The sequence below is a fragment of the Kitasatospora sp. NPDC040550 genome (assembly GCF_055594965.1).
On sequence record NZ_JBVIWC010000011.1, the window covers coordinates 135,210 to 160,895 of the forward strand.

27 protein-coding genes and 1 tRNA gene are annotated in these 25,686 nt (G+C 72.1%); 11 read left to right on the top strand and 17 right to left on the bottom strand.

What is annotated here, in order from left to right; all coding sequences use genetic code 11:
• Window positions 1-39 precede the first annotated feature (39 nt).
• A complete protein-coding gene (locus tag ACZ58X_RS18360; protein WP_470334745.1) occupies window positions 40-2,427 on the bottom strand; it encodes a chitinase C-terminal domain-containing protein in 2,388 nt (795 codons plus the stop codon).
• Window positions 2,428-2,874: 447 nt separating this feature from the next.
• Here ACZ58X_RS18360 and ACZ58X_RS18365 point away from each other — a divergent pair.
• Window positions 2,875-2,958, top strand: a tRNA-Leu gene (locus ACZ58X_RS18365).
• Window positions 2,959-3,028: 70 nt separating this feature from the next.
• Here ACZ58X_RS18365 and rdgB read toward each other — a convergent pair.
• The 4 genes from rdgB to ACZ58X_RS18385 form a co-directional block, all read right to left on the bottom strand.
• Window positions 3,029-3,634, bottom strand: coding sequence for an RdgB/HAM1 family non-canonical purine NTP pyrophosphatase (gene rdgB, locus ACZ58X_RS18370; RefSeq protein WP_470334663.1), 606 nt, complete (start codon window positions 3,632-3,634; stop codon window positions 3,029-3,031).
• A gap of 31 nt (window positions 3,635-3,665) precedes the next feature.
• On the bottom strand, window positions 3,666-4,058 hold the full coding sequence (locus tag ACZ58X_RS18375) for a hypothetical protein (protein WP_350504788.1): 393 nt from the start codon (window positions 4,056-4,058) through the stop codon (window positions 3,666-3,668).
• A gap of 143 nt (window positions 4,059-4,201) precedes the next feature.
• The gene (gene rph, locus ACZ58X_RS18380; RefSeq protein ID WP_375883110.1) at window positions 4,202-4,927 is read right to left on the bottom strand and encodes a ribonuclease PH; all 726 of its coding nucleotides are present in this window, start codon (window positions 4,925-4,927) and stop codon (window positions 4,202-4,204) included.
• A 120-nt stretch (window positions 4,928-5,047) separates the two neighbouring features.
• Entirely contained in the window at window positions 5,048-5,281 is a 234-nt protein-coding gene (locus ACZ58X_RS18385; RefSeq protein WP_030060521.1) for a PTS sugar transporter subunit IIB, read from the bottom strand.
• Between the two features lie 404 nt (window positions 5,282-5,685).
• Here ACZ58X_RS18385 and ACZ58X_RS18390 point away from each other — a divergent pair, with 404 nt between their 5' ends.
• The 4 genes from ACZ58X_RS18390 (at window position 5,686) to ACZ58X_RS18405 (ending at window position 11,600) form a co-directional block, all read left to right on the top strand.
• Window positions 5,686-6,987, top strand: coding sequence for a PTS transporter subunit EIIC (locus tag ACZ58X_RS18390; RefSeq protein ID WP_470334664.1), 1,302 nt, complete (start codon window positions 5,686-5,688; stop codon window positions 6,985-6,987).
• Between the two features lie 560 nt (window positions 6,988-7,547).
• Window positions 7,548-8,807, top strand: a complete 1,260-nt coding sequence (locus ACZ58X_RS18395; protein WP_470334665.1) for a PTS transporter subunit EIIC — start codon at window positions 7,548-7,550, stop codon at window positions 8,805-8,807.
• A gap of 430 nt (window positions 8,808-9,237) precedes the next feature.
• A complete protein-coding gene (locus ACZ58X_RS18400) occupies window positions 9,238-10,317 on the top strand; it encodes an LLM class flavin-dependent oxidoreductase (RefSeq protein WP_470334666.1) in 1,080 nt (359 codons plus the stop codon).
• Entirely contained in the window at window positions 10,314-11,600 is a 1,287-nt protein-coding gene (locus tag ACZ58X_RS18405) for an LLM class flavin-dependent oxidoreductase (protein WP_470334667.1), read from the top strand. Before ACZ58X_RS18400 ends, ACZ58X_RS18405 begins: the two co-directional genes overlap by 4 nt.
• 27 nt (window positions 11,601-11,627) lie before the next feature.
• On the opposite strand, the gene ACZ58X_RS18410 is transcribed toward ACZ58X_RS18405, so the two are convergent.
• Entirely contained in the window at window positions 11,628-12,374 is a 747-nt protein-coding gene (locus ACZ58X_RS18410) for an MBL fold metallo-hydrolase (protein WP_470334668.1), read from the bottom strand.
• A gap of 220 nt (window positions 12,375-12,594) precedes the next feature.
• Window positions 12,595-12,783 carry a MerR family transcriptional regulator gene (locus ACZ58X_RS18415; RefSeq protein ID WP_470334669.1) on the bottom strand — a complete coding sequence of 63 codons (189 nt, stop codon included), beginning with the start codon at window positions 12,781-12,783 and terminating at the stop codon, window positions 12,595-12,597.
• A 189-nt stretch (window positions 12,784-12,972) separates the two neighbouring features.
• On the opposite strand from ACZ58X_RS18415, the gene ACZ58X_RS18420 reads away from it, so the two are divergent.
• Window positions 12,973-13,428: a type II toxin-antitoxin system PemK/MazF family toxin gene (locus tag ACZ58X_RS18420; protein WP_470334670.1), complete on the top strand. Its 456-nt coding sequence runs from the start codon at window positions 12,973-12,975 to the stop codon at window positions 13,426-13,428.
• Window positions 13,429-13,432: 4 nt separating this feature from the next.
• Here ACZ58X_RS18420 and ACZ58X_RS18425 read toward each other — a convergent pair whose 3' ends face one another.
• The 7 genes from ACZ58X_RS18425 to clpS form a co-directional block, all read right to left on the bottom strand.
• The gene (locus tag ACZ58X_RS18425; RefSeq protein WP_470334671.1) at window positions 13,433-14,401 is read right to left on the bottom strand and encodes a PLP-dependent cysteine synthase family protein; all 969 of its coding nucleotides are present in this window, start codon (window positions 14,399-14,401) and stop codon (window positions 13,433-13,435) included.
• A complete protein-coding gene (locus ACZ58X_RS18430; RefSeq protein ID WP_470334672.1) occupies window positions 14,302-14,676 on the bottom strand; it encodes a MoaD/ThiS family protein in 375 nt (124 codons plus the stop codon). The genes ACZ58X_RS18425 and ACZ58X_RS18430 overlap by 100 nt, the downstream gene beginning before the upstream one ends.
• A 121-nt stretch (window positions 14,677-14,797) precedes the next feature.
• Window positions 14,798-14,917, bottom strand: a complete 120-nt coding sequence (locus ACZ58X_RS18435; protein WP_317621128.1) for a putative leader peptide — start codon at window positions 14,915-14,917, stop codon at window positions 14,798-14,800.
• 150 nt (window positions 14,918-15,067) lie between these two features.
• Window positions 15,068-15,499, bottom strand: coding sequence for a M67 family metallopeptidase (locus tag ACZ58X_RS18440; RefSeq protein ID WP_360238966.1), 432 nt, complete (start codon window positions 15,497-15,499; stop codon window positions 15,068-15,070).
• A 112-nt stretch (window positions 15,500-15,611) separates the two neighbouring features.
• A complete protein-coding gene (locus ACZ58X_RS18445; RefSeq protein WP_470334673.1) occupies window positions 15,612-17,054 on the bottom strand; it encodes an amino acid permease in 1,443 nt (480 codons plus the stop codon).
• A 220-nt stretch (window positions 17,055-17,274) separates the two neighbouring features.
• On the bottom strand, window positions 17,275-17,847 hold the full coding sequence (locus ACZ58X_RS18450; protein WP_470334674.1) for a DUF2017 domain-containing protein: 573 nt from the start codon (window positions 17,845-17,847) through the stop codon (window positions 17,275-17,277).
• Between the two features lie 96 nt (window positions 17,848-17,943).
• Window positions 17,944-18,237, bottom strand: coding sequence for an ATP-dependent Clp protease adapter ClpS (gene clpS, locus ACZ58X_RS18455; protein WP_449820317.1), 294 nt, complete (start codon window positions 18,235-18,237; stop codon window positions 17,944-17,946).
• A 141-nt stretch (window positions 18,238-18,378) separates the two neighbouring features.
• Between clpS and ACZ58X_RS18460 the strand changes: the two genes are divergently transcribed.
• Window positions 18,379-19,695, top strand: a complete 1,317-nt coding sequence (locus tag ACZ58X_RS18460) for a nicotinate phosphoribosyltransferase (protein WP_470334675.1) — start codon at window positions 18,379-18,381, stop codon at window positions 19,693-19,695.
• A gap of 279 nt (window positions 19,696-19,974) precedes the next feature.
• Entirely contained in the window at window positions 19,975-20,568 is a 594-nt protein-coding gene (locus ACZ58X_RS18465; protein WP_470334676.1) for an isochorismatase family protein, read from the top strand.
• Between the two features lie 163 nt (window positions 20,569-20,731).
• Here the strand turns inward: ACZ58X_RS18465 and ACZ58X_RS18470 are convergent, their stop codons facing one another.
• Window positions 20,732-21,745 (bottom strand): hypothetical protein, encoded by a 1,014-nt coding sequence (locus ACZ58X_RS18470; RefSeq protein ID WP_470334677.1) that lies wholly within the window; start codon window positions 21,743-21,745, stop codon window positions 20,732-20,734.
• Window positions 21,746-22,039: 294 nt separating this feature from the next.
• On the opposite strand from ACZ58X_RS18470, the gene ACZ58X_RS18475 reads away from it, so the two are divergent.
• Window positions 22,040-22,828 (top strand): hypothetical protein, encoded by a 789-nt coding sequence (locus tag ACZ58X_RS18475; RefSeq protein ID WP_470334678.1) that lies wholly within the window; start codon window positions 22,040-22,042, stop codon window positions 22,826-22,828.
• Between the two features lie 511 nt (window positions 22,829-23,339).
• On the top strand, window positions 23,340-23,780 hold the full coding sequence (locus ACZ58X_RS18480) for a hypothetical protein (RefSeq protein ID WP_470334679.1): 441 nt from the start codon (window positions 23,340-23,342) through the stop codon (window positions 23,778-23,780).
• A 15-nt stretch (window positions 23,781-23,795) separates the two neighbouring features.
• Here ACZ58X_RS18480 and ACZ58X_RS18485 read toward each other — a convergent pair whose 3' ends face one another.
• Together ACZ58X_RS18485 and ACZ58X_RS18490 are read right to left on the bottom strand one after the other, a co-directional pair.
• Entirely contained in the window at window positions 23,796-24,365 is a 570-nt protein-coding gene (locus tag ACZ58X_RS18485) for a DinB family protein (RefSeq protein ID WP_470334680.1), read from the bottom strand.
• A 100-nt stretch (window positions 24,366-24,465) separates the two neighbouring features.
• A complete protein-coding gene (locus tag ACZ58X_RS18490; RefSeq protein ID WP_470334681.1) occupies window positions 24,466-24,849 on the bottom strand; it encodes a winged helix-turn-helix transcriptional regulator in 384 nt (127 codons plus the stop codon).
• A 149-nt stretch (window positions 24,850-24,998) separates the two neighbouring features.
• On the opposite strand from ACZ58X_RS18490, the gene ACZ58X_RS18495 reads away from it, so the two are divergent.
• Window positions 24,999-25,664: an NAD(P)-dependent oxidoreductase gene (locus tag ACZ58X_RS18495; protein WP_470334682.1), complete on the top strand. Its 666-nt coding sequence runs from the start codon at window positions 24,999-25,001 to the stop codon at window positions 25,662-25,664.
• The last annotated feature ends 22 nt before the right edge of the window (window positions 25,665-25,686 follow it).

The following is a 25,686-nucleotide window of genomic DNA, read 5'->3' on the forward strand; positions in this document are numbered from 1 at the left end:
AGCCCTCAGCCCTCAGCCATCAGCCGTCGGCCGTCGGGCTCAGCAGGCCCCGAGGTCGTTCCAGACGCCCCAGGCGCCACTGGCGGAGGGGTCGTCGCCCTTGGTCCACCACTTGTTCTGGTAGTAGTGCCCCTTCCAGGACACCTTGGTCGGCGTCGCGTAGGTGGTGCCCGCGTCCCAGCCCGGGGCGGCCGTGCAGGCTCCGGAGGTCGGGGTCGCGGTCGGGGTCGGCGTACCGGTGGGCGTGGCCGTCGGGGTGCCGGTCGGGGTCGCGGTCGGCGTGCCGGTCGGGGTCGCGGTGGGTGTGCCCGTCGGAGTCCCGGTCGGCGTCGGCGTCGGAGTCGGGGTCGGAGTCGGCGTGCCGCCGTCCACCGCGCCCCGGGTCAGGTCGCCCTTGAGCCCGTACAGCGTGCCGCCCACGTTGACCGTCCAGTTCGACGGCGTGGACACCGGCAGGTAGTAGACGAAGTCGATGTCGACCGAGGCGCCCGGCGCCAGCGACTGCCAGCCCGGCAGCTTGACCGACACCCGGTTGTAGGTGCCCTTCAACCCGCCGACGTTGCCCGGGCCCGGGGTGTCCTGCCGGATCACCTGGAGCCCGAAGCCGGACTGGTCCTTGGCGTTGCCCGGCGCCGAGTTGCTGTAGTCGAACTGGAACTCGGTGCCGCCCGGCAGGGTCAGCGTCGAGTTGTTGACGATGTGCAGCTTCGGGTTGATCGGGTAGTTGGAGTCGCCCAGCGCGAAGTTGGTGAACGACACGTCGACCGGCAGGGTCTGCTGCGGCAGCGCCACCGTCGAGCGGATCGCACCGTACGGGCCGGCCGCCTTGAACTTGTCGTACATCAGCGAGGTCAGCGTCGAACCGGGCACGTACTCGCCCTTGCCGCCGTTGGCGGTGGCGTCCCAGCGGTAGTCGCCCGCGAGCTCCCAGATCATCGCGCCGCCAGCGCCCTGGTTGACGATGTAGTCCGCCTTGGCGCCCACCGACTGCTCGTCCTCGGTGGACAGGAACACCTTCTTGGTGTCGTTCCACAGCCACGGCGCCACCAGCGAGGAGCTGTAGTTGCGGGTGTAGCTGCCCTGGAGGGCGGTGTCGGTCACGCCGTACTTGGCCAGGTAGTCGGGCAGGACGCCCTTCTCCAGGTTCTTCGCGTGCCACATCGGGTTCGACCCGGCCGGGGACTCCTTGCCCGCGTCGTCCTTGTCGTTCCAGATGTTGTCGATGCCGACCGCGCCGTCACCGCAGGAGGTCAGCCCGGACCCGGCCGGGCAGCTGGTCGCGGAGGCGGTGCCCCAGAGGCCATTGGTGCCGCCCTGGACGTTCTTGAAGCCGCGGGTGTAGTACGGCAGGCCGACGTTGATCCGGCCGGCCGGCAGCGCGCCGCGGAAGTAGTGGTACGACCAGTCGGCGTTCAGGTAGCCGATGCCGCCGTACTGGCCGGTGCCGTACACGTTAGCGGCGGCCAACTCGCCGTCCTTGCCGTCGTCGTAGAGCGAGGCGTTCGGGCCGACGTACTTGTTCCAGGCACCGTGCAGGTCGTACGACATGATGTTGACGTAGTCCAGGTACTGGGCGACCTGGAAGGTCTCCATGCCGCGCAGCAGGTACCCGGAGGACGGCGCCGCGACCGACAGCAGGTAGTGCCTGCCGTCGGCGGCGCCCGCCCGGTCCAGGTTCTCCCGCAGGGTCTTCATCAGCGCCGCGTAGCCCTTGGCCAGCGAACCGCGCTTGGCGTTGGCGAGCTGCCAGTCCAGCGGGTTGCCGGCGTCCTTCATCGAGGTCGGGTACTCGTAGTCGATGTCGACGCCGTTGAAGCCGTACTTGCGGATGAAGTCGACGGAGGAGGCGGCGAAGGTGTCGATGCCGGCCTGGTTGACGCTGCCGTCGGGGTTGACCGTCATCGAGTAGAAGCCGCCGGAGCCGACCCGCTTGCCGTCGTCCCCGAAGTAGCCGCCGGTCTCGGTCCAACCGCCCACCGATATCAGGGTCTTGACGTTCGGGTACTGCTTCTTGAACTTCGTCAGCAGGTTGAAGTGGCCCTTGTACGGCAGCGTCGGGTCCAGCTGCGCGGCGGGCACGCCCGGGAAGTCGATCCCGGTGGCCTCGTTGGTCGGGCCGTCCGTGCCGACCGACAGCTTGTTGTCGCCGCCGACGTGCCCGAAGGCGTAGTTGAGGTGGGTGACCTTGTCCCAGGGGATGTCGCTCACCAGGTAGGGCTGGTCGCCGTTCTTGCCGGTGCGCCAGCCGGTGAAGTACCCGATGATGCGGCGCTGGTGGTCCGCGCCCATCTTCTCGCGCCCGCTGGTGTCGTAGACCGAGCAGTACGGGACGTCCACCCCGGGCGTCTGGTACAGCCCGTCCGGGCGACAGGCGGCGTTGTCGACGGCCGCCGACGCCTGCGAGGGCGCCGCACCCAGCGTCGCCATCAACAGCCCCGCCAGCGACACCGCCGCCAACGACGCCACGCCCGCCCGGGCACTCTTGCGGCGGATCACAGCGGTGGGACGCCGCTCCGCCGTACTACGGATCAACACTCGGTCCTCCAGGAGAGAGTGTCGGCGCGTACCTGTGGGGGAGCACGCACGTGGGGGATTCAATTGGCGCCGAAGCTATGTGGTCTGAACCACATAGGTCAATAGGTCTGTACCAATTGGTAATCAACAACCAAACATCACAGGTAGAAACCCCCCGACAACCAGTCACCCCTGGCCGAAACCCGTCTGGCCGGGAGTCCGACCCACCACCCGCCCACTGCTCCGCCCGAACCGCCGCCCGTCGGCGGGGGCGATCGTCAGCAGCGCCGGTGCGGGCAGGCAGCGCCACCGCGAATCGCGGTGTTGCCACCGGATCCGAAGCTCTAGACTGAGAGCCTTGCGGCCTTGGCGAAATAGGCAGTCGCGCGGGTTTTAGGTGCCCGTGGGAGAAATCCCGTGAGGGTTCGAGTCCCTCAGGCCGCACTAGCCTAAGAATCGAAGGCCCGCCCCGGGATCACCCGGGGCGGGCCTTCGGTGTTCAGCGGACGGCGCGTCAGCCGAGGAGGTCCTTGACCACCGGGGCGAGACCGCGGAAGGCCTTGCCGCGGTGGCTGATGGCGTTCTTCTCGTCCGCCGTGAGCTCCGCGCACGTGCGGGTCTCGCCGAGGGGCTGGAGGATCGGGTCGTAGCCGAAGCCGCCGTCGCCCGCCGGGGTGGTGCGCAGGGTGCCGAGGAGGCGGCCCTCGACGACGCGTTCGGTGCCGTCGGGCAGGGCGAGGGCGGCGGCGCAGAAGAAGTGGGCGCCGCGGTGGGGTTCGGCGATGTCGGACAGCTGGGCGAGCAGCAGGTTGAGGTTGGCGAGGTCGTCGCCGTGCTTGCCGGCCCAGCGGGCGGAGAAGATGCCGGGGGCGCCGTTGAGGACGTCCACGCAGAGGCCGGAGTCGTCGGCGACGGCGGGCAGTCCGGTGGCGCGGGCGAGGGCGTGGGCCTTGAGGAGGGCGTTCTCGGCGAAGGTGACGCCGGTCTCGGGGACGTCCGGGATCTCGGGGTAGGCGTCGGCGCCGACGAGTTCGACGTCCAGGCCGGCGTCGGCGAGGATGGCGCGCAGCTCGGCGACCTTGTGCTGGTTGCGGGTGGCGAGGATCAGGCGGGTGGACATATCGCCCACCCTATCGAGATCCGGCGAACGGTCAGCCGGTGCAGACCGAGGTGAGGTTGCCGGCCGCGTCGCCGAGCGGCTTGAGGTCGGGGGCCTGCTTCTTGTCGACGGCCTGCTGGACCTTGTCGGCCTGCTTCTGGAGGTCGGTGACGGCCTTGGCGACGTCGGTGTTCTTGGAGTTCTTGCCGATCTGGTCGAGGTCGCCCTTGAGCTTCTGGAGCGCCTTGCCGGCGGCGGCCGAGTCGTTGCTGGAGTTGTCGTAGGCCTTGGTGAGGTCGGCGAGGTCGCCGGTGACCTTGACGGCGGTGTTGCCGCAGTCGATGGCCTTCTGGGCGGCTGAGCAACTCACCATGCTGAGCGGGAGGATCGCGATCAGTGCGGCCACGGCGAGGGCGGCGGGGCGGGCGATGCTCGACGAGGCCATCCGGTCCTCCTGGGGCGCGGGTTCCGTGGGGGAGGACGCGCGCGGACGGGGCGCGGTTCCCGCAGCGGGGTGCTGCGGGAACCGTACGGGCTGCGGGCCGCGCGTGTACAGCGGGCCGGGCCCGGTTCACCCCGGGGGGCGGTTCAGCCTTCGAGCGCCTTGCGCTGGATCTGGTCGAGTTCGGCGCAGCCGAGGGTGCCGAGGTCGAGCAGCCGGTCGAGCAGCGCGCGGTCGAAGGGGGCGCCTTCGGCGGTGCCCTGGACCTCGACGAAGCGGCCGTCGGAGGTGCAGACGATGTTCATGTCGGTCTCGGCGCGGACGTCCTCCTCGTACTGGAGGTCGAGCATGGGGACGCCGTCGATGATGCCGACGCTGACGGCGCTGACGCCGCCGGTGATGGGCTGTCCCTTGGCGCGCAGGAGCTTGCGGTCGCGGGCCCAGGAGACGGCGTCGACGAGGGCGACGTAGGCGCCGGTGATGGCGGCGGTGCGGGTGCCGCCGTCGGCCTGGAGGACGTCGCAGTCGAGGACGATGGTGTTCTCGGCGAGGGCGCGGTGGTCGATGACGGCGCGCAGCGAGCGGCCGATGAGCCGGCTGATCTCGTGGGTGCGGCCGCCGATGCGGCCCTTGACGGATTCGCGGTCGCCGCGGGTGTTGGTGGCGCGCGGGAGCATGGAGTACTCGGCGGTGACCCAGCCTTCGCCGCTGCCCTTGCGCCAGCGCGGGACGCCTTCGGTGACGCTGGCGGTGCACAGCACCTTGGTGTCGCCGTAGGAGACGAGGACGGAGCCTTCGGCGTGCTTGCTCCAGCCCCGTTCGATGGTGATGGGGCGGAGCTGGTCGGGGGTGCGGCCGTCGATACGTGACATAGCCACTGAGCGTAGCCGTTCCGAACTCGGGTTCCGGATGCGCCTCGGCCCGCCGTCCCCCTGGGCGGGTCGGCGGGCCGTGGGTGGTGGAGCCTGGGTGGTCGAGCCCGGTGGCTCAGCTCACATCATGTCCTCGATGTCGGCGGCGATCGGGTCGGCGTCGGTGCCGATGACGACCTGGATCGCGGTGCCCATCTTGACGACGCCGTGGGCGCCGGCGGCCTTGAGGGCGGCCTCGTCGACGAGGGAGGCGTCCTTGACCTCGGTGCGCAGGCGGGTGATGCAGCCTTCGACCTCTTCGATGTTGTCGATGCCGCCCAGACCGGCGACGATCTTCTCAGCCTTGCTGGCCATGTGGTTTCTCCCTCTGTCTCGGCCCTTCGGCGGCTCTGCCGGGTGCCGTCCTGCGCGGTGCTGGGGTTCGGTCCTCGACCGTCGGGTGGTGAGGTCCGTGCCGGTGGCTGACGCGGGTTCAGCTGGGGTCGCGCTGCCGGGCAGCGCGACCAGCATGACCCGAGCAGGTCCGGTCTGCCACGTTAGTCCACTTTTGGCCCACTCCGGCGCGCAGGCTCCGGGCCGCCACCCGAGGATGACGATCAGCGGGGCTCGCGTCCCGGCGTCCGGCCTGCGTCCCAAAGTGGTCTACACCAATATATGTGTACTCCGATGAACGCAGGAAGGACCCCGGGTGTTCCTGACCCCCGCCCGAGGGTCCCGCAGGGGCCCACCGGTCGGCAACCGCGCTCGGAGGGCGAAGGATGAGTTCGGCAGGCGCCACGGCCCCGCAGAACCTGTGGTGGCACACCTTCTACGGCGGCCTCCAGAAGATGGGCCGCTCCCTCCAGCTCCCGGTCGCGGTGCTCCCCGCGGCGGGCATCCTCAACCGGCTCGGCCAGCCGGACGTGTTCGGCAAGGACGGCCTGGGCTGGAACAACGTCGCCAAGGTCTTCGCGGCGGCCGGCGGCGCACTGCTCGACTCCTCGCTCGGCCTGCCGCTGCTGTTCTGCATCGGCGTGGCGATCGGCATGGCGAAGAAGGCGGACGGTTCGACGGCGCTGGCGGCCGTGGTCGGCTTCCTCGTCTACTACAAGGTGCTGCACGCGTTCCCGGAGCACTGCAAGGCCGGGACGGTCCAGATCCCCGACGCGTGGACCGCCCAGTGCGTGGACTACAGCTCGGCCAAGGTCGCGGCCGCGACGTACCAGAACCCGGGGGTGCTGGGCGGCATCCTGATCGGCCTGATGTCGGCCTGGCTGTGGGTCCGGTTCCACCGCGTCAGACTGGTCGACTGGCTGGGCTTCTTCAACGGCCGCCGCCTCGTTCCGATGATCACCGCCGTGGTGGGCCTGGCCACCGCCTGCATCGCGCTGTGGGTCTGGCCGCCGATCGGCCGCGGCCTGAACGACTTCTCGCAGAACCTCGCCGATCTCGGCGCGGGCGGCGCGGGCATCTTCGGCCTGTTCAACCGCGCACTGCTGCTGATCGGTATGCACCAGCTGCTGAACACCTTCGTCTGGTTCCAGTTCGGCGAGTTCACGAAGGCCGACGGCAGCATCGTGCACGGCGACATCCCGCGTTTCCTCGCGGGGGACCCGACGGCGGGGCAGTTCCAGTCCGGATTCTTCCCGATCATGATGTTCGCGCTGCCCGCCGCGGCACTCGCGATCGCGCACTCGGCCAAGCCGCACCGCCGCAAGGAGATCTACGGCCTGATGCTCTCGGTCGGCCTGACCTCCTTCGTCACCGGCGTCACCGAGCCGATCGAGTACTCCTTCGCCTACATCGCCCCGGCCCTGTACGGCGTGCACGCGCTGCTGACCGGCGCCTCGATGGCGATCACCTGGGGACTCGGGGTGCACGACGGGTTCAGCTTCTCGGCCGGCCTGATCGACTACGTGATCAACTGGGGGCTCGCCACCAAACCGTGGCTGATCATCGTCATCGGGCTCTGCTTCGCCGCGGTGTACTACGCGCTGTTCCGGTTCATCATCGTCAAATTCGATCTGAAAACACCGGGGCGAGAGGACGAGACCGAGGTCGACGACGTCACCAAGGCCTGATTTCCCGACCGCACGGAAAACATCCCGGAACACCGCCGCCAAAGGCCCTCGGACCCACCGGTCCGAGGGCCTTCGGCATTTCACCGAAGGACGGAATTCCCTACCCGGCGGTCACCGAAATGGTAATTCGGTCGCGATCCGGCCGACCGGACGGCGGTCGGAACGGGTGCCGACCACAGGCGGGGGGCGCCCCGCCGGGCACGTCCGCGACCCTCCGGTCACTCTCAGCAGCCGTCGCGCACGCCCGGGAGCGGCCGGATCGTCCGGACCCGACCCCGCCGGCGGCCGCCGGACCCGCCGCGACCCGGGCGCCGCACGGGCTCGGCGCTTTTTGTTGCGCAAATAGCCAAAATCACAATCGCGACTGAAATCATGATCAACGCTCCGGATCCAGGTTTCGATTTCATAGCGCTTCTCGACAACCCCGCTATCCGGGCTTCCCCGACTTCTCCACCCGTGCTACAAAACTGGTCTACACCACGTGTGGTGTAGACCAGTTCGCGGTTCGGCCCCCGTGCCTTCCCCCCGACCGACCGCCATGCCGTTAGGAACCCACCCCCATGAGTCAGTCTGCGCAGGCACCGGCGCCCGCCAAGGCTCCGGCGCCGATCAAGAAGTTCGGCAATGCCGTCCTCCCCGGTCTCCAGAAGGTCGGTCGCAGCCTCCAGCTGCCGATCGCCGTGCTGCCGGCGGCCGGTCTGCTGGCGCGTCTGGGCCAGCCCGACGTCCATGAGAAGTGGCACTTCCCCGCGAAGCTCGTCGAGGTCTTCGGCGCCGCGGGTACCGCCATCACCGGCGCGCTGCCGCTGCTGTTCTGCGTCGGCATCGCGATCGGCTACGCCAAGAAGGCGGACGGTTCCACGGCGCTGGCGGCGCTGGTCGGTTACCTCGTGTTCAAGAACGTGCTGACCGCCTTCCCCACGGACGGCACCGTCACCGCCGCCCTCCCCGCGGGCAAGCCGCAGGACCCGGGCGTCCTCGGCGGCATCGTGGTCGGTCTGCTCGCGGCCATCCTGTGGCAGCGGTTCCACCGCACCAAGCTGGTCGACTGGCTGGGCTTCTTCAACGGCCGCCGCCTCGTCCCGATCATCATGGCCTTCGTCGGCACCGGCCTGGGCGTCCTGTTCGGCCTCGGCTGGCAGCCCGTCGGCGACGCGATCTCGCACGTCAACAACAGCCTGGTGGGCGCGGGCGCGGTCGGCGCCGGCATCTTCGGCCTGGTCAACCGCGCGCTGATCCCGATCGGCATGCACCAGTTCGTCAACACCTACGCCTGGTTCCAGACCGGTGACTTCACCAAGCCGGACGGCACCATCGTGCACGGCGACATCAACCGCTTCCTGGCGGGCGACCCGACGGCCGGCCAGTTCCAGGCGGGCTTCTTCCCGATCATGATGTTCGCGCTGCCGGCCGCCGCCCTCGCGATCGCCCACTGCGCCCGCCCCGAGCGCCGCAAGGCCGTCATGGGCATGATGATCTCGATCGCGCTGACCAGCTTCGTCACCGGTGTGACCGAGCCGATCGAGTTCACCTTCCTCTTCATCGCCCCGGTCCTGTACGCGATCCACGCGGTGCTGACCGCCGTCTCGATGGCCGTCACCTGGGGCCTCGGCGTCCACCACGGATTCAGCTTCTCGGCCGGTCTGATCGACTACACGATCAACTTCAGCCTGGCCAAGAACCCGCTGCTGATCATCCCGATCGGCCTGGTCTTCGCGGTGATCTACTACTTCACCTTCCGCTTCGCGATCACCAAGTTCAACCTCAAGACCCCCGGTCGCGAGGACGACAGCGAGATCGAGGACGTGACCAAGGCCTGACGCCGGTCCCGCCCGCTCCGAAGGCCCCGCCCACCGCCGCTCCCCCCGGCGGCCGGGCGGGGCCTTCGGCGTGTCCGGATGTCCGCGGCGGAGGTTCCACCGCGCGGAAACGGCGGTTGACGAACCGCCGGAAGCCCTGGTCAACTGAACCGGTGAACGCCTCGTGCCCGCTGGTGACCCGCAGCCACATCGACTTCGGTCGCGTGTGGTCGGCGGCGTGTCGCGGCTGAGCCGACCCTTCGCCCCGCCGCCGCCCGGCTGAGTCCCCGCCCGGCGCCGGCCGTCCTCCTCCCCCGCCCGTCGCGGGCCTCCCGCCTGCCCACGGGCCGCCACCGCGCACCCGCGCCGCGCGCGACCGCACCCCCGTACCCGTACGGGGCCGCCGTCCGCGCACGCCGCGCACCTCCGTACGAGGAAAGCCAGGCTCGCCATGCCCCGCCCGTTGCACCTCTCCGCCGCCATCGACAGTCCCGATCGCCTCGACGCCGCCCACTACGCCGGCCTCGCCCTGCTCGCCGAGCGCGCCGGCCTGGACTTCGTCACCCTCGACGACTCCTTCGCCCCCGAGCCGCGCCGCCCCGACGCGCTCGCCACCCTCGCCCGGATCGCCCCGCTGACCTCGCGGATCGGCCTGGTCCCCACCGTCACCACCACCCACACCGAGCCCTTCCACACCTCCATCTCGCTCAACACCCTGGACTGGGTGAGCGCGGGCCGGGCCGGCTGGCTGGTCGGCGTCTCCGGCACCGAGGCCGAGACCAGGGCCTTCGGCCGCCGCCCGGTCGCCCCCGAGGACGAGCTGTGGGCCGAGGCGGCCGACGCCGCCGAGGTCGCCGCCCGGCTCTGGGACAGCTGGGAGGACGACGCGGAGATCCGCGACACCGCCACCGGCCGGTTCGTCGACCGCGACAAGCTGCACTACATCGACTTCGAGGGCCGGCACTTCTCGGTCCGCGGCCCCTCCATCACCCCGCGCCCGCCGCAGGGCCGCCCGGTGGTCGTGGTGCCGGTGGCCGCCGCCGACCTCGCCCCGGACTCCTCCCCCGGCGGGCGGGCCCGGGTCGCCACCGCGATCCGGTACGCCGACGTCGTCGTCCTGGACGCCCCCGACCGGGCCGCCCGGCTGACCGCCGCCACCGAACTGCGGCTGCGCTCCGGCGAACAGCTGCGCATCCTCGCCCGGCTCGACGCCGCCCTGCCCGACCGGGCCGCCGAGCAGCGGCTGCTCGCCGAACTCAGCGCCACCGGCACCGGCGTGGACGGCTTCCACCTCGTCCCCGCCGAGCCCGCCCGCGACCTGGCCGCCCTGGCCGAACGGACCGCCCCGGCGCTGCGCGCCACCGGGCTGCTGCGCGCCGGCCACTCCGGCCGCACCCTGCGCGACCACCTCGGCCTGCCCCGCCCGGCCAGCCGCTACGCCGCCCCCGCGCTGAGCGCCCCCACCACCGGCTCCCCCACCACCGACTCCCCCACCACCGACTCCCCCGCCCTCGCCGAGGTGACCCGATGACGGACCGTCCGCTCAAGCAGATCCACCTCGCCGCCCACTTCCCCGGCGTCAACAACACCACGGTGTGGAGCGACCCGGCCTCCGGCAGCCACATCGAGTTCGACTCCTTCCGCCACCTCGCGCAGACCGCCGAACGCGGGAAGTTCGACTTCTTCTTCCTCGCCGAGGGCCTGCGGCTGCGCGAGACCAACGGCCGCATCCACGACCTGGACGTGGTCGGCCGCCCCGAGTCGATCACCGTGCTGAACGCCCTGGCCGCCGTCACCGAACGGATCGGCCTGGCGGCCACGGTGAACGCCACCTTCAACGAGCCGTACGAACTCGCCCGCCGCTTCGCCTCCCTGGACCACCTCTCCGGCGGCCGGGCGGCCTGGAACGTGGTCACCTCCTCGGACGCCTTCACCGGGGAGAACTTCCGCCGCGGCGGCTACCTGGACCGCGCCGACCGCTACACCCGGGCCGCCGAATTCGCTGAACTGGCGCGGGAGTTCTGGGACGCCGGGGCGGAGGGGGTGCGGCACTCCGGGCCGCAGTTCGAGGTCGAGGGCCGGCTCTCCCTGCCCCGCCCGCCGCAGGGCCACCCGGTGGTCATCCAGGCCGGGGACTCCGACGAGGGCCGCGAGTTCGCCGCGTCCGCCGCCGACGTCATTTTCAGCCGCCACTCCACCCTCGCCGACGGCCAGGCCTTCCACCACGACGTCAAGCGGCGACTGGCCGCCTACGGCCGCAAGCCGGACGAGTTGAAGATCCTGCCCGCGGCCACCTTCGTGCTCGGCGACACCGACGCCGACGCGGCCGAGCGCGCCGCCGAGGTCCGCCGGGCCCAGGTCGGGCCGCAGACCACGATCAACCACCTGGAGCAGGTCTGGGGCGTCGACCTGTCCGGCCACGACCCGGACGGGCCGCTGCCGAGTGTCGACCCCGACCCGGACAGCGCGCTGGTCCAGGGCCGGGTCCGGATCCCGGACCCGGTCGGCACCGCCGCACGCTGGCGGGCGCTGGCCGCGGAGAAGAACCTGACCAGCCGTGAACTGGTCATCGAGGTGACCGGCCGGCAGTCCTTCATCGGCTCCCCCGCCACCGTCGCCGGGCAGATCGACCACTTCGTGCAGAACGACGCGGCCGACGGCTACATCCTCGTCCCCCACCTCACCCCGGGCGGCCTGGACGAGTTCGTCGACCGGGTCGTCCCGCTGCTCCAGGAACGCGGGGTGTTCCGCACCGAGTACACCGGCCCGACCCTGCGCGACCACCTCGGCCTGCCGGTGCCCGGCCGGCGCTGAGGCGCGGCCCGGGCAGCCCCGGACGGGTCAGATCTCGTACACCGCGCCGGCCCGGGCCAGCTCCACCGGGCCGGGGTACGCGGCGGCGGCGTCGCGGCGGTTGTGCTCGGCGTCGGTCCACGGCGGGATGTGGGTGAGCACGAGCCGGTGCGCCCCGGCGGCGGCCGCGTGCTCACCGGCCTCCCGGCCGTTGAGGTGGACGGCCCGGTAGGTGTCGCGGCCGTCCAGGTAGGCGGCCTCGCAGAGGAACAGGTCGGCGTCCCGGGCGAGTTCGACCAGCTCGGAGCTCTCACCGGTGTCACCGGAGTAGACCAGCGAGCGGCCGCCGTGCTCCAGCCGGAAGGCGAAGGCGTCCACCGGGTGGTTGACCTGCGCGACGGAGACCCGGAACGGGCCGAGCTCGAAGCTGCCCGGAGTGAGCGTGCGGAACTCGAACACCTCCTTCATTCCGGGGTTCTCCGGCATGTCGTACGCCCGGGCGAGCCGCTCGGCGGTGCCGGCCGGGCCGTACACCGGGAGCAGGTCGGGGCAGCCCTCGGCGCGGTAGTTGCGGGCGACCCAGTAGGCGCACAGGTCCACGCAGTGGTCCGCGTGCAGGTGGCTGAGCAGGACGGCGTCGACCTCGTAGAGGCCGGTGTACTTCTGCAGCGCGCCGAGCGCGCCGTTGCCGAGGTCCAACACCACGCGGTAGCCGTCGGCCTCGACCAGGTAGCTGGAGCACGGCGAGTCGGCGGACGGGAAGCTCCCCGAGCACCCCACCACGGTCAGTTTCATCCGAGCCCCTCCGCCCCGACACGTCCTGGCTGCTGTTGGCGTACGACATGGAAACAGCATGGAAAACAGCATGGAAAACGGCAGGCCGGGCCGGTGGACCGGCCGGTAGCACTGCGTTGGTGTGTCGAGGGTAAGGGCGGAGCAGCACTTTGCCCCCGTCCCCGTGCCGGGCTGTGGCTGGAATCACCCAGACCGCCGGGGCGGGGGCCGCGGCGCCGGATCAGCGGTGCCGGGGGCGGTTGCGGGCCCAGGTGCGGATGGTCCCGGGGTACCAGCGGGGGTGTCCGCTGGCGTCGATCACGTCCGGCTCGGGCAGCAGGCCGTGCCGCCGGTAGTTGCGGACGGTCTCGGGCTGGACGTTGATGTGCCGGGCGATCTCGGCGTACGACCACAGTGCGTCGCTGTTCACGAAGGCACCTCCGGGGGGACGGGGGCGGACGTTCGTGGGGCAGCCTTTCCGGACGGCACCGGGACGCAGGCCGCAGAACGGGCGTCGTGGCGGATCCGTGACGAACCGGGAGCAACGTACGGACAAATGCTCAACTGTCACGGCCGCCACGGTGGTGGCGTTCACCGGTGGCCCGGTACGGTTCGCGGCATGACTGGCATCTGGATCGTTCTCCTGCTGGCGGGCGTCGCCGTGCTGGCCGCCGTCGCGGCGGCGCTGGTCAGGCGCACCCGCCCGGCGTCCCGCCCGGCCGCCCCGACCCGCCCGCGGCCGCGCCCGCGCACCGGGGCCGGGCCGGAGCCGCAGGAGATCTGGTGGGCCGAGGTGCCGTTCGAGGACGGCCCGGGCGCCAAGGACCGCCCCTGCCTGGTGCTGCGGGTGCACGGCCGGACCGCCACCGTCGCGAAGATCACCAGCAAGCACCACGCCGAGCGCCCCGGCGTGCTGCCGCTGCCGCCCGGTTCGGTGGGCGACCGGCAGGGCCGGGCCAGCTGGCTGGAGACGGACGAGCTGCGCGAGGTGCCGCTGTCGGCCTTCCGCCGCCGGGCCGGCACCGTGGACCGCCAGGTCTGGTCCCGGGCCCAGCGGGCGCTTTCAGGCCACTGAGGCGCTAGGCCCAGAGCTGGCCCTGCAGCGCCTGGACCGCCGCCTCGGTGGACTCGGCGGTGTAGATGCCGGTGGAGAGGTACTTCCAGCCGCCGTCCGCGACCACGAACACGATGTCCGCGCGCTCCCCGGCGGCCGCCGCCTTGCGGCCGACGCCGATCGCGGCGTGCAGGATGGCGCCGGTGGACACGCCCGCGAAGATGCCCTCCTGCTGGAGGAGTTCGCGGGTGCGGCGGACGGCGTCGGCGGAGCCGACCGAGAAGCGGGTGGTGAGCACCTCGGCGTCGTACAGCTCGGGGACGAAGCCCTCGTCGAGGTTGCGCAGCCCGTACACCAGGTCGTCGTAGCGCGGTTCGGCGGCGACGATCCGTACGCCGGGGACCTTCTCGCGCAGGTAGCGGCCGACGCCCATCAGGGTGCCGGTGGTGCCGAGGCCGGCCACGAAGTGGGTGACGGTGGGGAGGTCGGCGAGGATCTCGGGGCCGGTGGTGGCGTAGTGGGCGCCCGCGTTGTCGGGGTTGCCGTACTGGTAGAGCATCACCCAGTCGGGGTGCTCGGCGGCGATCTCCTTGGCGATCCGCACGGCGGTGTTGGAGCCGCCGGCGGCCGGGGAGGGGATGATCTCGGCGCCCCACATCCGGAGCAGTTCGCGCCGTTCCTCGCTGGTGTTCTCGGGCATCACGCAGACCATCCGGTAGCCCTTGAGCTTGGCGGCCATGGCGAGCGAGATGCCGGTGTTGCCGCTGGTGGGCTCCAGGATCGTGCAGCCGGGGGTGAGCCGGCCGTCGGCCTCGGCCCGCTCGATCATGTGCAGCGCCGGGCGGTCCTTGATGGAGCCGGTGGGGTTGCGGTCCTCCAGCTTGGCCCAGAGGGTCACCAGGCCGCCGTCGTTGCCCGGGACGGCGGCGGACAGCCTGGGCAGGCGGACCAGCGGGGTGTTGCCGACGGCTTCGAGCGGACTGTCGTATCGCAAGGGAGGCCTCCGGCCACGGCGGGCAGGATGGTGACGCTGTCGCCGTCGGCGAGGGCGGTGGAGATGCCCTCCAGGAAGCGGACGTCCTCGTCGTTCAGGTAGACGTTGACGAAGCGGCGCAGCTCGCCGCCGTCGACCAGGCGGGCGGCGATGCCCGGGTGGCGGGCGTCGAGGTCGGTGAAGAGTTCCGCGAGGTTGCTGCCGTTGCCCTCGACGGCCTTGGCGCCGTCGGTGTAGGTGCGGAGGATGGTCGGGATGCGGACCTCGATGGCCATGGGTGCGCTCCTGTGCGAGTCGTGTGAGGTGGGTGGGCCGCAGCGGGCGCGGCGGGGCGGAGGGTGCCCGGGGCTCGGCGCCGCCGGGAGGCGGCGGGGCCCGGGTGGGGCGGGGCGGCTCTCAGCGCGAGCGCGCGGGCGTGCCGGGACAGATCGCGCCGGCGTGCCGGCACAGGTCGATGTGCAGGCGCGCCACGAGGCGGGTGCCCGGGGCCTGGTTGCTCACATCGACGGAACGCATGGGCTCATCGTATAGATTCCCGGGCCCGCTCCGACATGCCCGTCCCGCGATCCGGATGCTTTCGTTTCCGATGCTGAGATTCCTCGGGGACGACAGGGGCCCGCCGACCGCTCGGGGCGGGTCGGCGGGCCGGGTCCGGCTGGGTGCCGGTCAGGCCGGGTAGGCCTCGACGACCTGGACGTCTTCCTCTGTGATCTCGCCGTCCACGATGCGGAACGAGCGGAACTGGTAGGGGTCGTCCTCGGCGGTTCCCTCGGCGGTGGAGACGAGGACGTAGTGGGCGAACGGCTCGGAGGCGTAGCTCACGTCGGTGCGGGAGGGGTAGGCCTCGGTGGCGGTGTGCGAGTGGTAGACGATCACCGGCTCCTCGTCCAGGTCGTCCATCTCGCGGTAGAGCTTGAGCAGGTCGCCCGAGTCGAACTCGTAGAAGGTGGGCGAGCGGGCCGCGTTGAGCATCGGGATGAACCGCTCGGGCCGGCCGCTGCCGGCCGGTCCGGCGACCACGCCGCAGGCCTCGTCCGGGTGGTCGGCGCGGGCGTGGGCCACGATCCGGTCGCGGATTTCTCGGGTGATGGTCAGCATGCCGGTCAGGATGCCACGCCCCGCCCGCTGTCCGCCGGGGCGTCCGAGGCCCGGTCGCCGGGTGTCCGCCACCCGGGCGCGGGCCCGCGGACGCCCGGCCGGGCCGGGGGTGTCAGCCGCCGTTGCGGGCGTGCAGGTGGTCGTGGGCGGTGCCGTGGACGGACGCCGGGTTGCGGCGCTTGAGCACCTGGTAGCCGATCACCAGCACCAGCGCCCAGCCGGGGAAGACGTACAGCGAGATCCGGTTGTCGGCGTCCAGGGCGATCAGCACCACGACCATGGCCAGGAAGGCGAGGGCGGCCCAGCTGACCCAGGCGCCGCCGGGGGCCTTGAAGGTGGGCGGCGGCAGGTGGCCGGCCTGCCAGGCCTTGCGGTAGCGGATCTGGGAGATCAGGATCATCGCCCAGGTCCACAGCCCGCAGACCGTGGCGACCGAGGTGATGTACTCGAACGCCCGTGCCGGGACGAGGTAGTTGAGCACCACGCCGGCGCCCATCAGCAGGCAGGAGAGGGTGATCGCGAAGGCCGGGGTGCGGCGGCTGTTGAGCTTGGTGAGCTGCCCGGGGGCCTGGCCGCGCAGGGCGAGGTCGCGCAGCATCCGGCCGGTGGAGTACATCCCGGAGTTGCAGGAGGAGAGCGCCGCGGTGAGCACCACGAAGTTGATGATGCCGGCCGCGGCCGGGATGCCGATCTTGCCGAAGGCGGCGACGAACGGGCTGACGCCGGGCTGGAACTCCCGCCACGGCACCAGCGAGAGGATGACCACCAGGGCGCCGATGTAGAACAGCGCGATGCGCCAGGGCAGGGTGTTGATGGCGCGCGGCAGGGTCTTCTCGGGGTTCTCGCTCTCGCCCGCGGTGACGCCGACGAGTTCGACGCCCAGGTAGGCGAACATGACGATCTGCAGGGTCATCACGGTGGCGCCGATGCCCTTGGGGAAGAAGCCGCCGTCCTGCCACAGGTGGGTGATCGACGCGGTGTCACCGGCCTTGCTGAACCCGAGGGTGAGCACGCCGATGCCGATCAGGATCATGCCGATGATGGCGGTGACCTTGACCATGGAGAACCAGAACTCGATCTCGCCGAACAGCTTCACCGAGATCAGGTTGGCCGCGTAGAGGATGACCAGGAAGGTCAACGCGCTGGCCCACTGCGGGATGTCGGGCGCCCAGAACTTCACGTACACGGCGGCGGCGGTGGTCTCGGCCATGCCGGTGACGACCCAGAACAGCCAGTACGTCCAGCCGGTGACGTAGCCGGCGAAGGGGCCGAGGAACTCCCGGGCGTACTCGGCGAAGCTGCCGGAGACCGGTCGGTAGGTGAGGAGTTCGCCGAGGGCGCGCATGATCGCGAAGATCACCAGGCCGGCCACCGCGTAGGAGAGGATCAGGCTCGGCCCGGACTTGGAGATCGCGGTGCCGGCGCCGAGGAAGAGGCCGGTGCCGATCGCGCCGCCGATCGCGATCATCTGGATCTGGCGGCTGCCGAGCCCCCGCTCGTAGCCCTCTTCGTCCGGTTTCCCGTCGACCACCTGGTCGTAGATCTGCTCGGCCATGGTCACCCGTCCTGGTGGGTCTCGTTTGTGGGGAGAAGTCGTACCACGCCCGATCCGGATACCGGTGTTCATCTGAGCGATATTTGAGCATGTCCTGCTAGGTTTTGCCCGATTTATGCGAAAATGCCCCGGCCCATCGTCCACATGCTGGACGGAACGGCCGGGGCTTGCCCGAAAGCGGGCAGGATCGCCGGGCGAAGCGGAGGAAACCGCTCCACAGTCAGTCGGTGATCGCCTCCAGCAGCGACTCCTGGAGCGCCCCGAGCCACAGGTAGGCCATCACCAGCGGCTTGCGCTCGTCGCCCTCCGGCAGCCCGTAGAGGCCCTGTTCGTCCTCCTCGGTGATCTCCAGCCGCGCCCCGAGGGTGAGCCGCAGATCGTTGAGCGCACCCAGCCAGCGCAGGCAGTCGGGGGCCGGCAGCTTGAGCACCCCGCCACCGCCGAGGCCGTCCAGCGACCGGACCACCTGCAGCGCGTCGTCCCGCTTGCGGGCCCGCAGGTCGAGCTCGGTGTAGCGGCGGAACTCGGCGGAGGCGGCCTGCGCCTCGGTGTCGGCCGGTGCGGCCGGGTCGCCGTAGGCATCCGGGAACAGCCGGGCCAGCGCCGGGTCGGCCGGCGCCTCGCTCGGCCCCTCGGCGAACAGCGCCGCCAGCGGATCGTCGCTCTCCCCACCCGGGCCGGGGCCGATCAGCTCCAGCATCTGCACTTCCAGCGAGCGCAGGATGGAGGCCTCCACCTCGTCCAGCGCGATCGCCGCGCCACCATCGCCGGTGCTCTCGAACAACCCAGCCATCTGTATCGGTCAGCCCGTCTTCGTCGTCTTCGGCCGCACCGCCGGGGAGGCGGGCGGTCAGTCGGTCGCCCGGTCGGTCGTGCGCCGGAGGGGAGGTCAGTCGTGCTGCAGCGTCGCCCACAGGCCGTAGCCGTGCATCGCCTGGACGTCCCGCTCCATCTCCTCGCGGGAGCCGCTGGAGACCACCGCCCGACCCTTGCTGTGCACGTCCATCATCAGCTTGCGGGCCTTGTCCTTCGGGTAGCCGAAGTAGGCCTGGAAGACGTACTGGACGTAGCTCATGAGGTTGACCGGGTCGTTGTGCACGATGGTCACCCAGGGCGTGTCCGGCTCCGTCACCGGCAGTCCTTCGACCTCCGGGCGCTCGATCTCCACGGGCGCGACACTCACCGGCAGGCCTCCTCGTTGCACACTCGTCCGTGACTCCTCACGCCCCCATGCTGCCATCCGGGGGACAGCCGGGCGATTCCGCCCCGGGTCGCGTCGAGAGAAATCGTCACTCTGACGCTAAGTGGTAGTAGCATCATCCTCATGGACGCCACATCAGTGCGCGCGGCCGGCTCGACCGCGCTGCTCACCGACCGCTACGAGCTCACCATGCTGCAGGCCGCCCTGCGCAGCGGGGCCGCGCACCGCCGCTCCGTCTTCGAGGTGTTCACCCGACGCCTCCCCAGCGGCCGCCGCTACGGCGTGATGGCCGGCACCGGCCGGGTGCTGGACGCCGTCGAGAACTTCCGCTTCGACACCGCCCAGCTGGACTGGCTGTCCGAGCAGGGCGTGGTGGACGAGGACACCCTGCGGTTCCTGGCCGACTACCGCTTCCGCGGCGACATCCACGGCTACCCCGAGGGCGAGGTCTACTTCCCCGGCTCGCCGGTGCTCACCGTCGAGGGCAGCTTCGCCGAGACGGTGATCCTGGAGACGGTGATCCTCTCGATCCTCAACTTCGACTCCGCCGTCGCGGCCGCCGCCTCCCGGATGACCGCCGCGGCCGGCGGCCGGCCGGTGATCGAACTGGGCGCCCGCCGGGCCCACGAGCAGGCCGCCGTCGCCGCCGCCCGGGCCGCCTACGTGGCCGGCTTCGCCGCCACCTCCGACCTGGAGGCCGGCTACCTGCACGGCATCCCCACCACCGGCACCTCCGCGCACGCCTTCACCCTGGTGCACGACAGCGAACGGGACGCCTTCCGGGCCCAGATCGAGTCGATGGGCCGGGGCACCACCCTGCTGATCGACACCTTCGACCTGCACGAGGCCGTCCGTACCGCCGTCGAGGTGGCCGGGCCCGAACTCGGCGCGGTCCGGATCGACTCCGGCGACCTCATCCTGGCCGCCCACCGGGTCCGCCGTCAGCTCGACGAGCTCGGCGCCGAGAAGACCCGGATCATCGTCACCTCGGACCTCGACGAGTACGCCATCGCCGCCCTCGCCGCCGCCCCGGTGGACGGCTACGGGGTCGGCACCAGCCTGGTCACCGGCAGCGGCCACCCGACCTGCGCCATGGTCTACAAGCTGGTCGCCCGCGCCGAGACCCCGGACGGCCCGCTCGTCCCGGTCGCCAAGCGCGCGGCCGGCGGCAAGACCAGCGTCGGCGGCCGCAAGTGGGCCGCCCGCCGGCCCGACGACGAGGGCGTCGCCGAGGCCGAGGTGGTCGGCACCGGGCCGATCCCCGAGGAACTGCGGCCCCACCTCGTCCAGGTGCCGCTGGTGCTGGCCGGCGAGACCGTCGGCCGCGAGCCGCTGACCGCCGCCCGCGACCGGCACGTCCGGGCCCGGGCCGCGCTGCCGCTGTCGGCCACCCAACTGTCCAAGGGCGACCCGGTCATCCCGACCGAGCTGATCGACTGACCCGCCCGACCGACTCGACCGACCTGATCGACCGACCGGCCTGATCGACTGACCGACTCCCGGGGGCGCCCCGGACGGCCGCGCGGACCGGCGGCGGGCCACCGGCCCGGCTCCGGCCCGCGGGCCGGAGCCCGAAGACGGGCCCCAAGCCTTCCGCCGCCGCGCGCCACTCCCTAGAGTCAGCCGTAGAGTTCCCCTGGAGTTCCTCCCCGGCCGTCCGGCGTTCGCGAGGAACCCGCCACCGGGGCGCACCCGCCCCCACATCCGAGGATGCGAGCCATGCACCGGGCACTGATCGTCGTCGACGTGCAGAACGACTTCTGCGAGGGCGGCAGCCTGGCCGTCGCGGGCGGCGCCGAGGTGGCCGCCGCCATCACCGACCTGATCGCCGAGTCCTCCGCCGGCTACCAGCACATCATCGCCACCCGGGACCACCACATCGACCCGGGCGGGCACTTCTCCGCCGAGCCGGACTACGTCTCCAGCTGGCCGGTGCACTGCGTGGCCGGGACCGAAGGCGTGGGCTTCCACCCCAACTTCGCCCCCGCGGTGATCTCCGGCGCGGTCGAGGCGGTCTTCGACAAGGGCGCCTACTCGGCGGCCTACAGCGGCTTCGAGGGGCTGGACGAGAACAACCGCGGCCCGGTGGAGTGGCTGCGCGAACGGCAGGTCGACGAGATCGACGTGGTCGGCATCGCCACCGACCACTGCGTCCGGGCCACCGCCCTGGACGCCGCCCGGGCCGGCTTCACCACCCGGGTGCTGCTCGACCTCACCGCCGGGGTGGCGCCGGAGACCACCGCCGCGGCACTGGCGGAGCTGCGGGCGGCCGGGGTCGAGCTGGTCGGCGCGCCGGTGGTCCGGCCGGCGTGAGCCGGACGCGAGCCGGGCGTGAGCCGTTGTACTGAGACCGGCCCGCTGAACCCGCCGCGCTGAGCCCGCCGTGGTGAGCCCGCCGTGGTGAGCCCGTCGTGCTGAGCCCGGCCCGGGCCCGACCGGGGCCCGGGGGCCGGGGGCCGGGGCGCGCGGCCGGTGCTCAGACCACCATCAGCTCCACCACGTCCGTCCCGCCCGCCCGGTAGGCCTCGCGCAACTCGCCGCCGACCGCCTCCGGGTCCGCGGCCAGCCGGGCACCGGAGACGTACACCACCCGGATCCCCAGGTACTCCATCCGGTGCTGGCCGCCGCGCACCCAGGCGGCCTCGCCCTCGCTGACGCAGCGCAGGTCCGAGTCCACCTCCACCGCGACGCCCTGCTCCGGCCAGTAGAGGTCCGGGACACCGATGTAGGTGCCGCCGCGCATCCGCAGCTCCGGGGCGACCAGCGGGGCGGGCAGCAGCCACTCGTCCACCAGCCGGTCGACCCGCTCCAACACGAACTCCCGCTCGGCAGCGAGGAGTTCGTCCAGGGCAGCGCGCACCCGGGGCTCCCCGGTCAGCCCGGACTCGACCAGCTCGGCGGCCAACTCCCGGACCGTGCACCGGTTCTCCGGGCGGGCGACGGCCTCCCGGAGCACCTCGCGCACCGGCACCGGGGCGTCCACCGGGAGCCCGTCCGCCGTCCACTCGACCAGCGCGTCGGCGACCGCCCGGGCCACCGGCGCACAGGCCAGGCCGTGCACCGATCGGGCCACCAACTCCCGTTCGGTGCGCCGGATCCGCACCTCGCCGGCGTCCTTGAGCCGGCGCTGGCGGGGCACCAGGACGTCCACCCCGGTCACGGCGGGCAGCCGGGGCACGGCGGCGAAGCCGTACAGCGCCAGCGCCGCCGCCCCGGTGATCACCGCACCCTCCCGGCGGCCCTCCTCCCGGCCGTTCTGCGCCGCGTACAGCAGCGCGGCCCACATCCGCTGCTCCGGGGTGGGCTCGCCGGACTGGAGCAGGTAGACCCTGGGCAGCAGTCGCTGCCAGGGACCGCCGTGGCGACAGTGCTCGGTGATGACCCGGGCCGGCACGCCCCGGGCGCGCAGCTGGCTCGCGGTGACGACGTTCTGCTGACGCTTTGCCAGCTCCTCCAGGGACGGGGGCGGCGAGGGGATCCGGTAGTTCATGCGCGCCCCTCGACGAATCGCTCACTACGTTCGCTCATGCGCCCACCATCCCCAACCGCCACGCCCCCCGTGCCACTGCCTGACGCACTGTTACTCAACCGTCGCGAAACCGGGACCAGCCTGCACTAAAGTCCTCATACCCTCACTCATTTGGAGTAAATGACGTTCATATGGCTATCGGGTTTGATTGAAAACGATCGCCGACCTGGCCGTCTGACCCAGAGTGATCAAGGGCATACGGCGAGGGACCCCCGGGGCGTCAAACGCGCTTCCGGGATTGCCTAGGCTTACGTCATGTCACGTGACGAGACCGCCGGCCTCCGCGCGGCCCAGCTCCGCCTCGGCCGTCTGCCCGGGTACGTCCGCCGCCCGGATCCGGCCCGCCGCAGCGGCGAGAAGGGCCATACGTACAAGAAGGGCTGGGAGGTCCGCTTCACCGCCCGGAGCGAGGCCGAGATAGCAGAGATCCGCGACCTCGTGGTCGCCGCCGGGTTCGCCCCGGCCAGACCCTTCTTCAAGGGCCACCAGCTCATCCAGCCGGTCTACGGCATGGCCGCCGTCCAGGCCTACCTGGCCGCTAGACAGGCGGCCGAGGAACACGCCGAGCGGGCCGAGCTCGGGCGCCGACGACGGGCGGCGGGGGCGCGCACTGGCGCGACGCACGCCGCCGGGCAGCACGCCGTCGGCCACGCAGCGAACGGGCATCCGGCGGGCGGACACCCGGCGAACGGACATCAGACGAACGGACATCAGACGAACGGCCACCTGACCAACGGCCACCCGGCCAACGGGCATCAGGCCAATGGACATCAGGTCAGCGGGCATCAGGCCGGCGGGCACCCGGCGGGCGCACACGCCACCGCCGGTCACCCCTCGGCCGGACACGCCACCGCCGCGCCCGGCACCCACCGGTGCGAGCGCGAGGAGGCCGCCGCCGGAGCCGCTGCGGCTGCTGCGGCAGCGGCCGCGACGGCCGCCCAGCTGGCCCGGCGCCGGGCCGCCGAGTCCTTCCCCGCCCAGGTCGAGCGCGGCAACACCGCCGACGACCTGATCGCCCCCACGGAGGCCCGGCCGAACCCCTGACCGGGCGGCACCTCCCGCCCCGATCCGCGCCCCGGTCGCCGCAGGCCGCCGGGGCGCTTTCGAAGCACCCACCGCCACCCGCCCCGGCGCAACCCCCGTCGTGAGTGCGGTTGCGCAGACGGTTGTGCGGTACCGGCTTCGCGCCCTGGGCGTGGACGCCGGACCCGGCAGGCCCTACGGTGGCACCTCAACTGCCGTGCGACCCCTGCCGTCCCACACCCTGACCAGCTACGACACGCTCGCACCCACGTCCCCCGCAGCACTGTGCAGCACTCCCCCGACCGGGCCCCGGCGGCCCCGGCCGACCCACCACCGGCCCTCGACCGGCCCTTCACCGGCCTCCACCGGCAGTACCGCCGCCGCGCCGCACCGCCCGTCACCGGAACCGGACGCGCCACAGCGGGTTCCAGGCATTCCATCGGATTGGTCACCCAGCGCACCGAGGGCCTACCGTAGAGTGAGCACAGATGATCGACCGTCAGAAACCCATCTCCCCTTCCGAGAAGACGAGATGACCAACCGTCACACAAGCGCCGCCGAGCCACCCCCGGGGCCCGGCGAACCGGAGGACGTACCGCTGGAGTTCGCGGCCTTCTGCGAACTCCACCGCCCCCGGTACCTCAGCTACGCCCGGGTGTGGCTGACCGAGCACGCCGCCGCGGCCACCGCCGTCCAGCAGGCGTTCGCCGAGATCGCCGTCCAGTGGCGGGAATTGCTCACCAGCCCCAACCCGACCGCGCTCGCCTGGCAGATCCTGCGCGGCACCGTCGCCGAACACACCCCGCAGGAGACCCCCGTCCCCGACCGCCACCCCGCCGACGACGACCTGGCGATCCTGCACTACGTCGTCGGCCTCGCCGCCCCCGAGATCGCCGACGTCATCGGCACCGACACCGCCAGCGTCGCCGGCCGGCTCCGGCGCACCATGCTCCGCGAGGCCTCCGGCTGGTGAACCGCGGCGACCGGGTCAGACCCGCTCGCCCGTCACGTCGAACAGGTGGTGCACCGGGTCGTGGATCAGGTAGCGGGCGAAGGACTCGACAGTGAAGCGCGCCCCGTCGCTGCGGCTCCCGGTCCGCCCCCACTGCTCCCCCGACACCGCCCCGAACGCCGCCGCCAACGCCTCCGCGGCCTCCGCCAGCTCCCCGGACACCACCTGCGGCCGCTGCTCCCGGTAGCGCTCGGCGACCGCCGTCCCGTCCTGGTCCCAGTTCGCGAAGAGCGGGCCGTCCTGGTCGAGCATCAGGTCCAGCCGGACCAGGAACAGCCGGAAGACGTCCCGGACGTGACAGGCGTACTCCAGGTCCGACCACACCCCCGGCGCCGGCCGGCGGCGCAGCCCCTCCTCGTCCCCCGCCAGCACCGCCAGCCAGGCCGCGGCGTTCGCCCGGACCATCGCGGCGACGTCCGTCGGGACCACCGCCGGAGTGTCCAACCCGCAGTCGGGGCAGGCGCGTTCGAGCACCCAGGTCCAGTCCTTGGTGTCGGGGACGAGGGCGTCGGCGGGGTTCGCGAGGTGCTGGTCAGGAGTGCTCATGGGCCCAGCATGGCCGCCCCGCACCCCGCCCCACCAGCGGCAAGGCCGCCAGCGACCGCCGAAATGCTGCCAGCCTCGGCCCGCCCCGGTCAGCGCCCGGTCAGCCCCCGGACCGCTCGTACTCCAGTCGGGCCGCCAGCAGGCTGCCCAGGTTCTCCCGGCTCCACTCGCACACCGCGTCCATCGGCCCCAGCAGCGTCCGCCCCAACGGCGTCAGCGCGTACTCGACCCGCGGCGGATTCTCCGCGTACTCGGTCCGGACCACCGCGCCGTCCTGCTCCATCGAACGCAGCGACTCCGTCAGCACCTTCGCCGTGATGCCCGCCAACGGCACCCGCAGCTCCGAGAACCGGCGCGGCCCGTCCTCCAGACAACGGATGATCCGCCAGGCCCACTTGCGGCTGCCCAGCACCGGCACCGACTGCACCGGGCAGTCGGCCGGGAAGAAGTCCGCCGGCAACGGCGCCGGCCCGGTCTGCGTCATGCCCCGACCGTACCCGCCGGGCCGGCCCCGCGGCAGACCGTCGCCGACCGTCGGCGCCGGTTCCGTTGAAGTAACCGGCACCCCCCGGTCTACCGTCACGGCACCGGCGGGCCCCAACGCCCGCCACCGACCCGACCACGGAGGCCCCCATGACCACCACCACGCCCCGGCAGCAGCACCGCGCGGACGTCATCGTCTACGGCGCCGGCGGGCAGGTCGGCCGCGCCGTGATCACCGAGGCCCGCCGCCGCGGCCTCACCGTCACCGCCGCCGTCCGCCACCCCGAGCGGCACGCCGACCTCGCCGGGGAAGGCGTCACCCTGGTGCGCTGCGACGTCACCGACCCGGCCGCCGTCGCCGCCACCGCCCCCGGACACCCCGCCGCCGTCAGCTCCGTCCATACCCCCGACACCCCGTCCACCGAGTTCTACCGGGCCGCCACCAGCGCCCTCGTCGACGGCCTCGGCCGCGCCGGCGTCCCGCGGCTGCTCAGCGTCGGCGTCGCCACCACCCTGCAGACCGCCCCCGGCGTCGCCGTCCACGACGACCCCGCGTTCCCCGACGCCTACCGCACCTTCTCCCTCGGCCACTCCGCCGCCCTCGACCTGCTCCACGACTCCCCCGTCACCCTCGACTGGGTCGTCGTCACCCCGCCCATGGACCTCGACCGCACCGCCCCCGGCACCGGCCACTACCGGGTCGGCGGCCCCCACGTCCTCGGCCCCCGGATCGCCCAGGCCGACCTCGCCCTCGCCCTCGTCGACGAACTCACCACCCCCACCCACCACCGGCAGCAGATCGCCGTCGCCGAATAGGCCCCGCACCGAAAATCCCGGC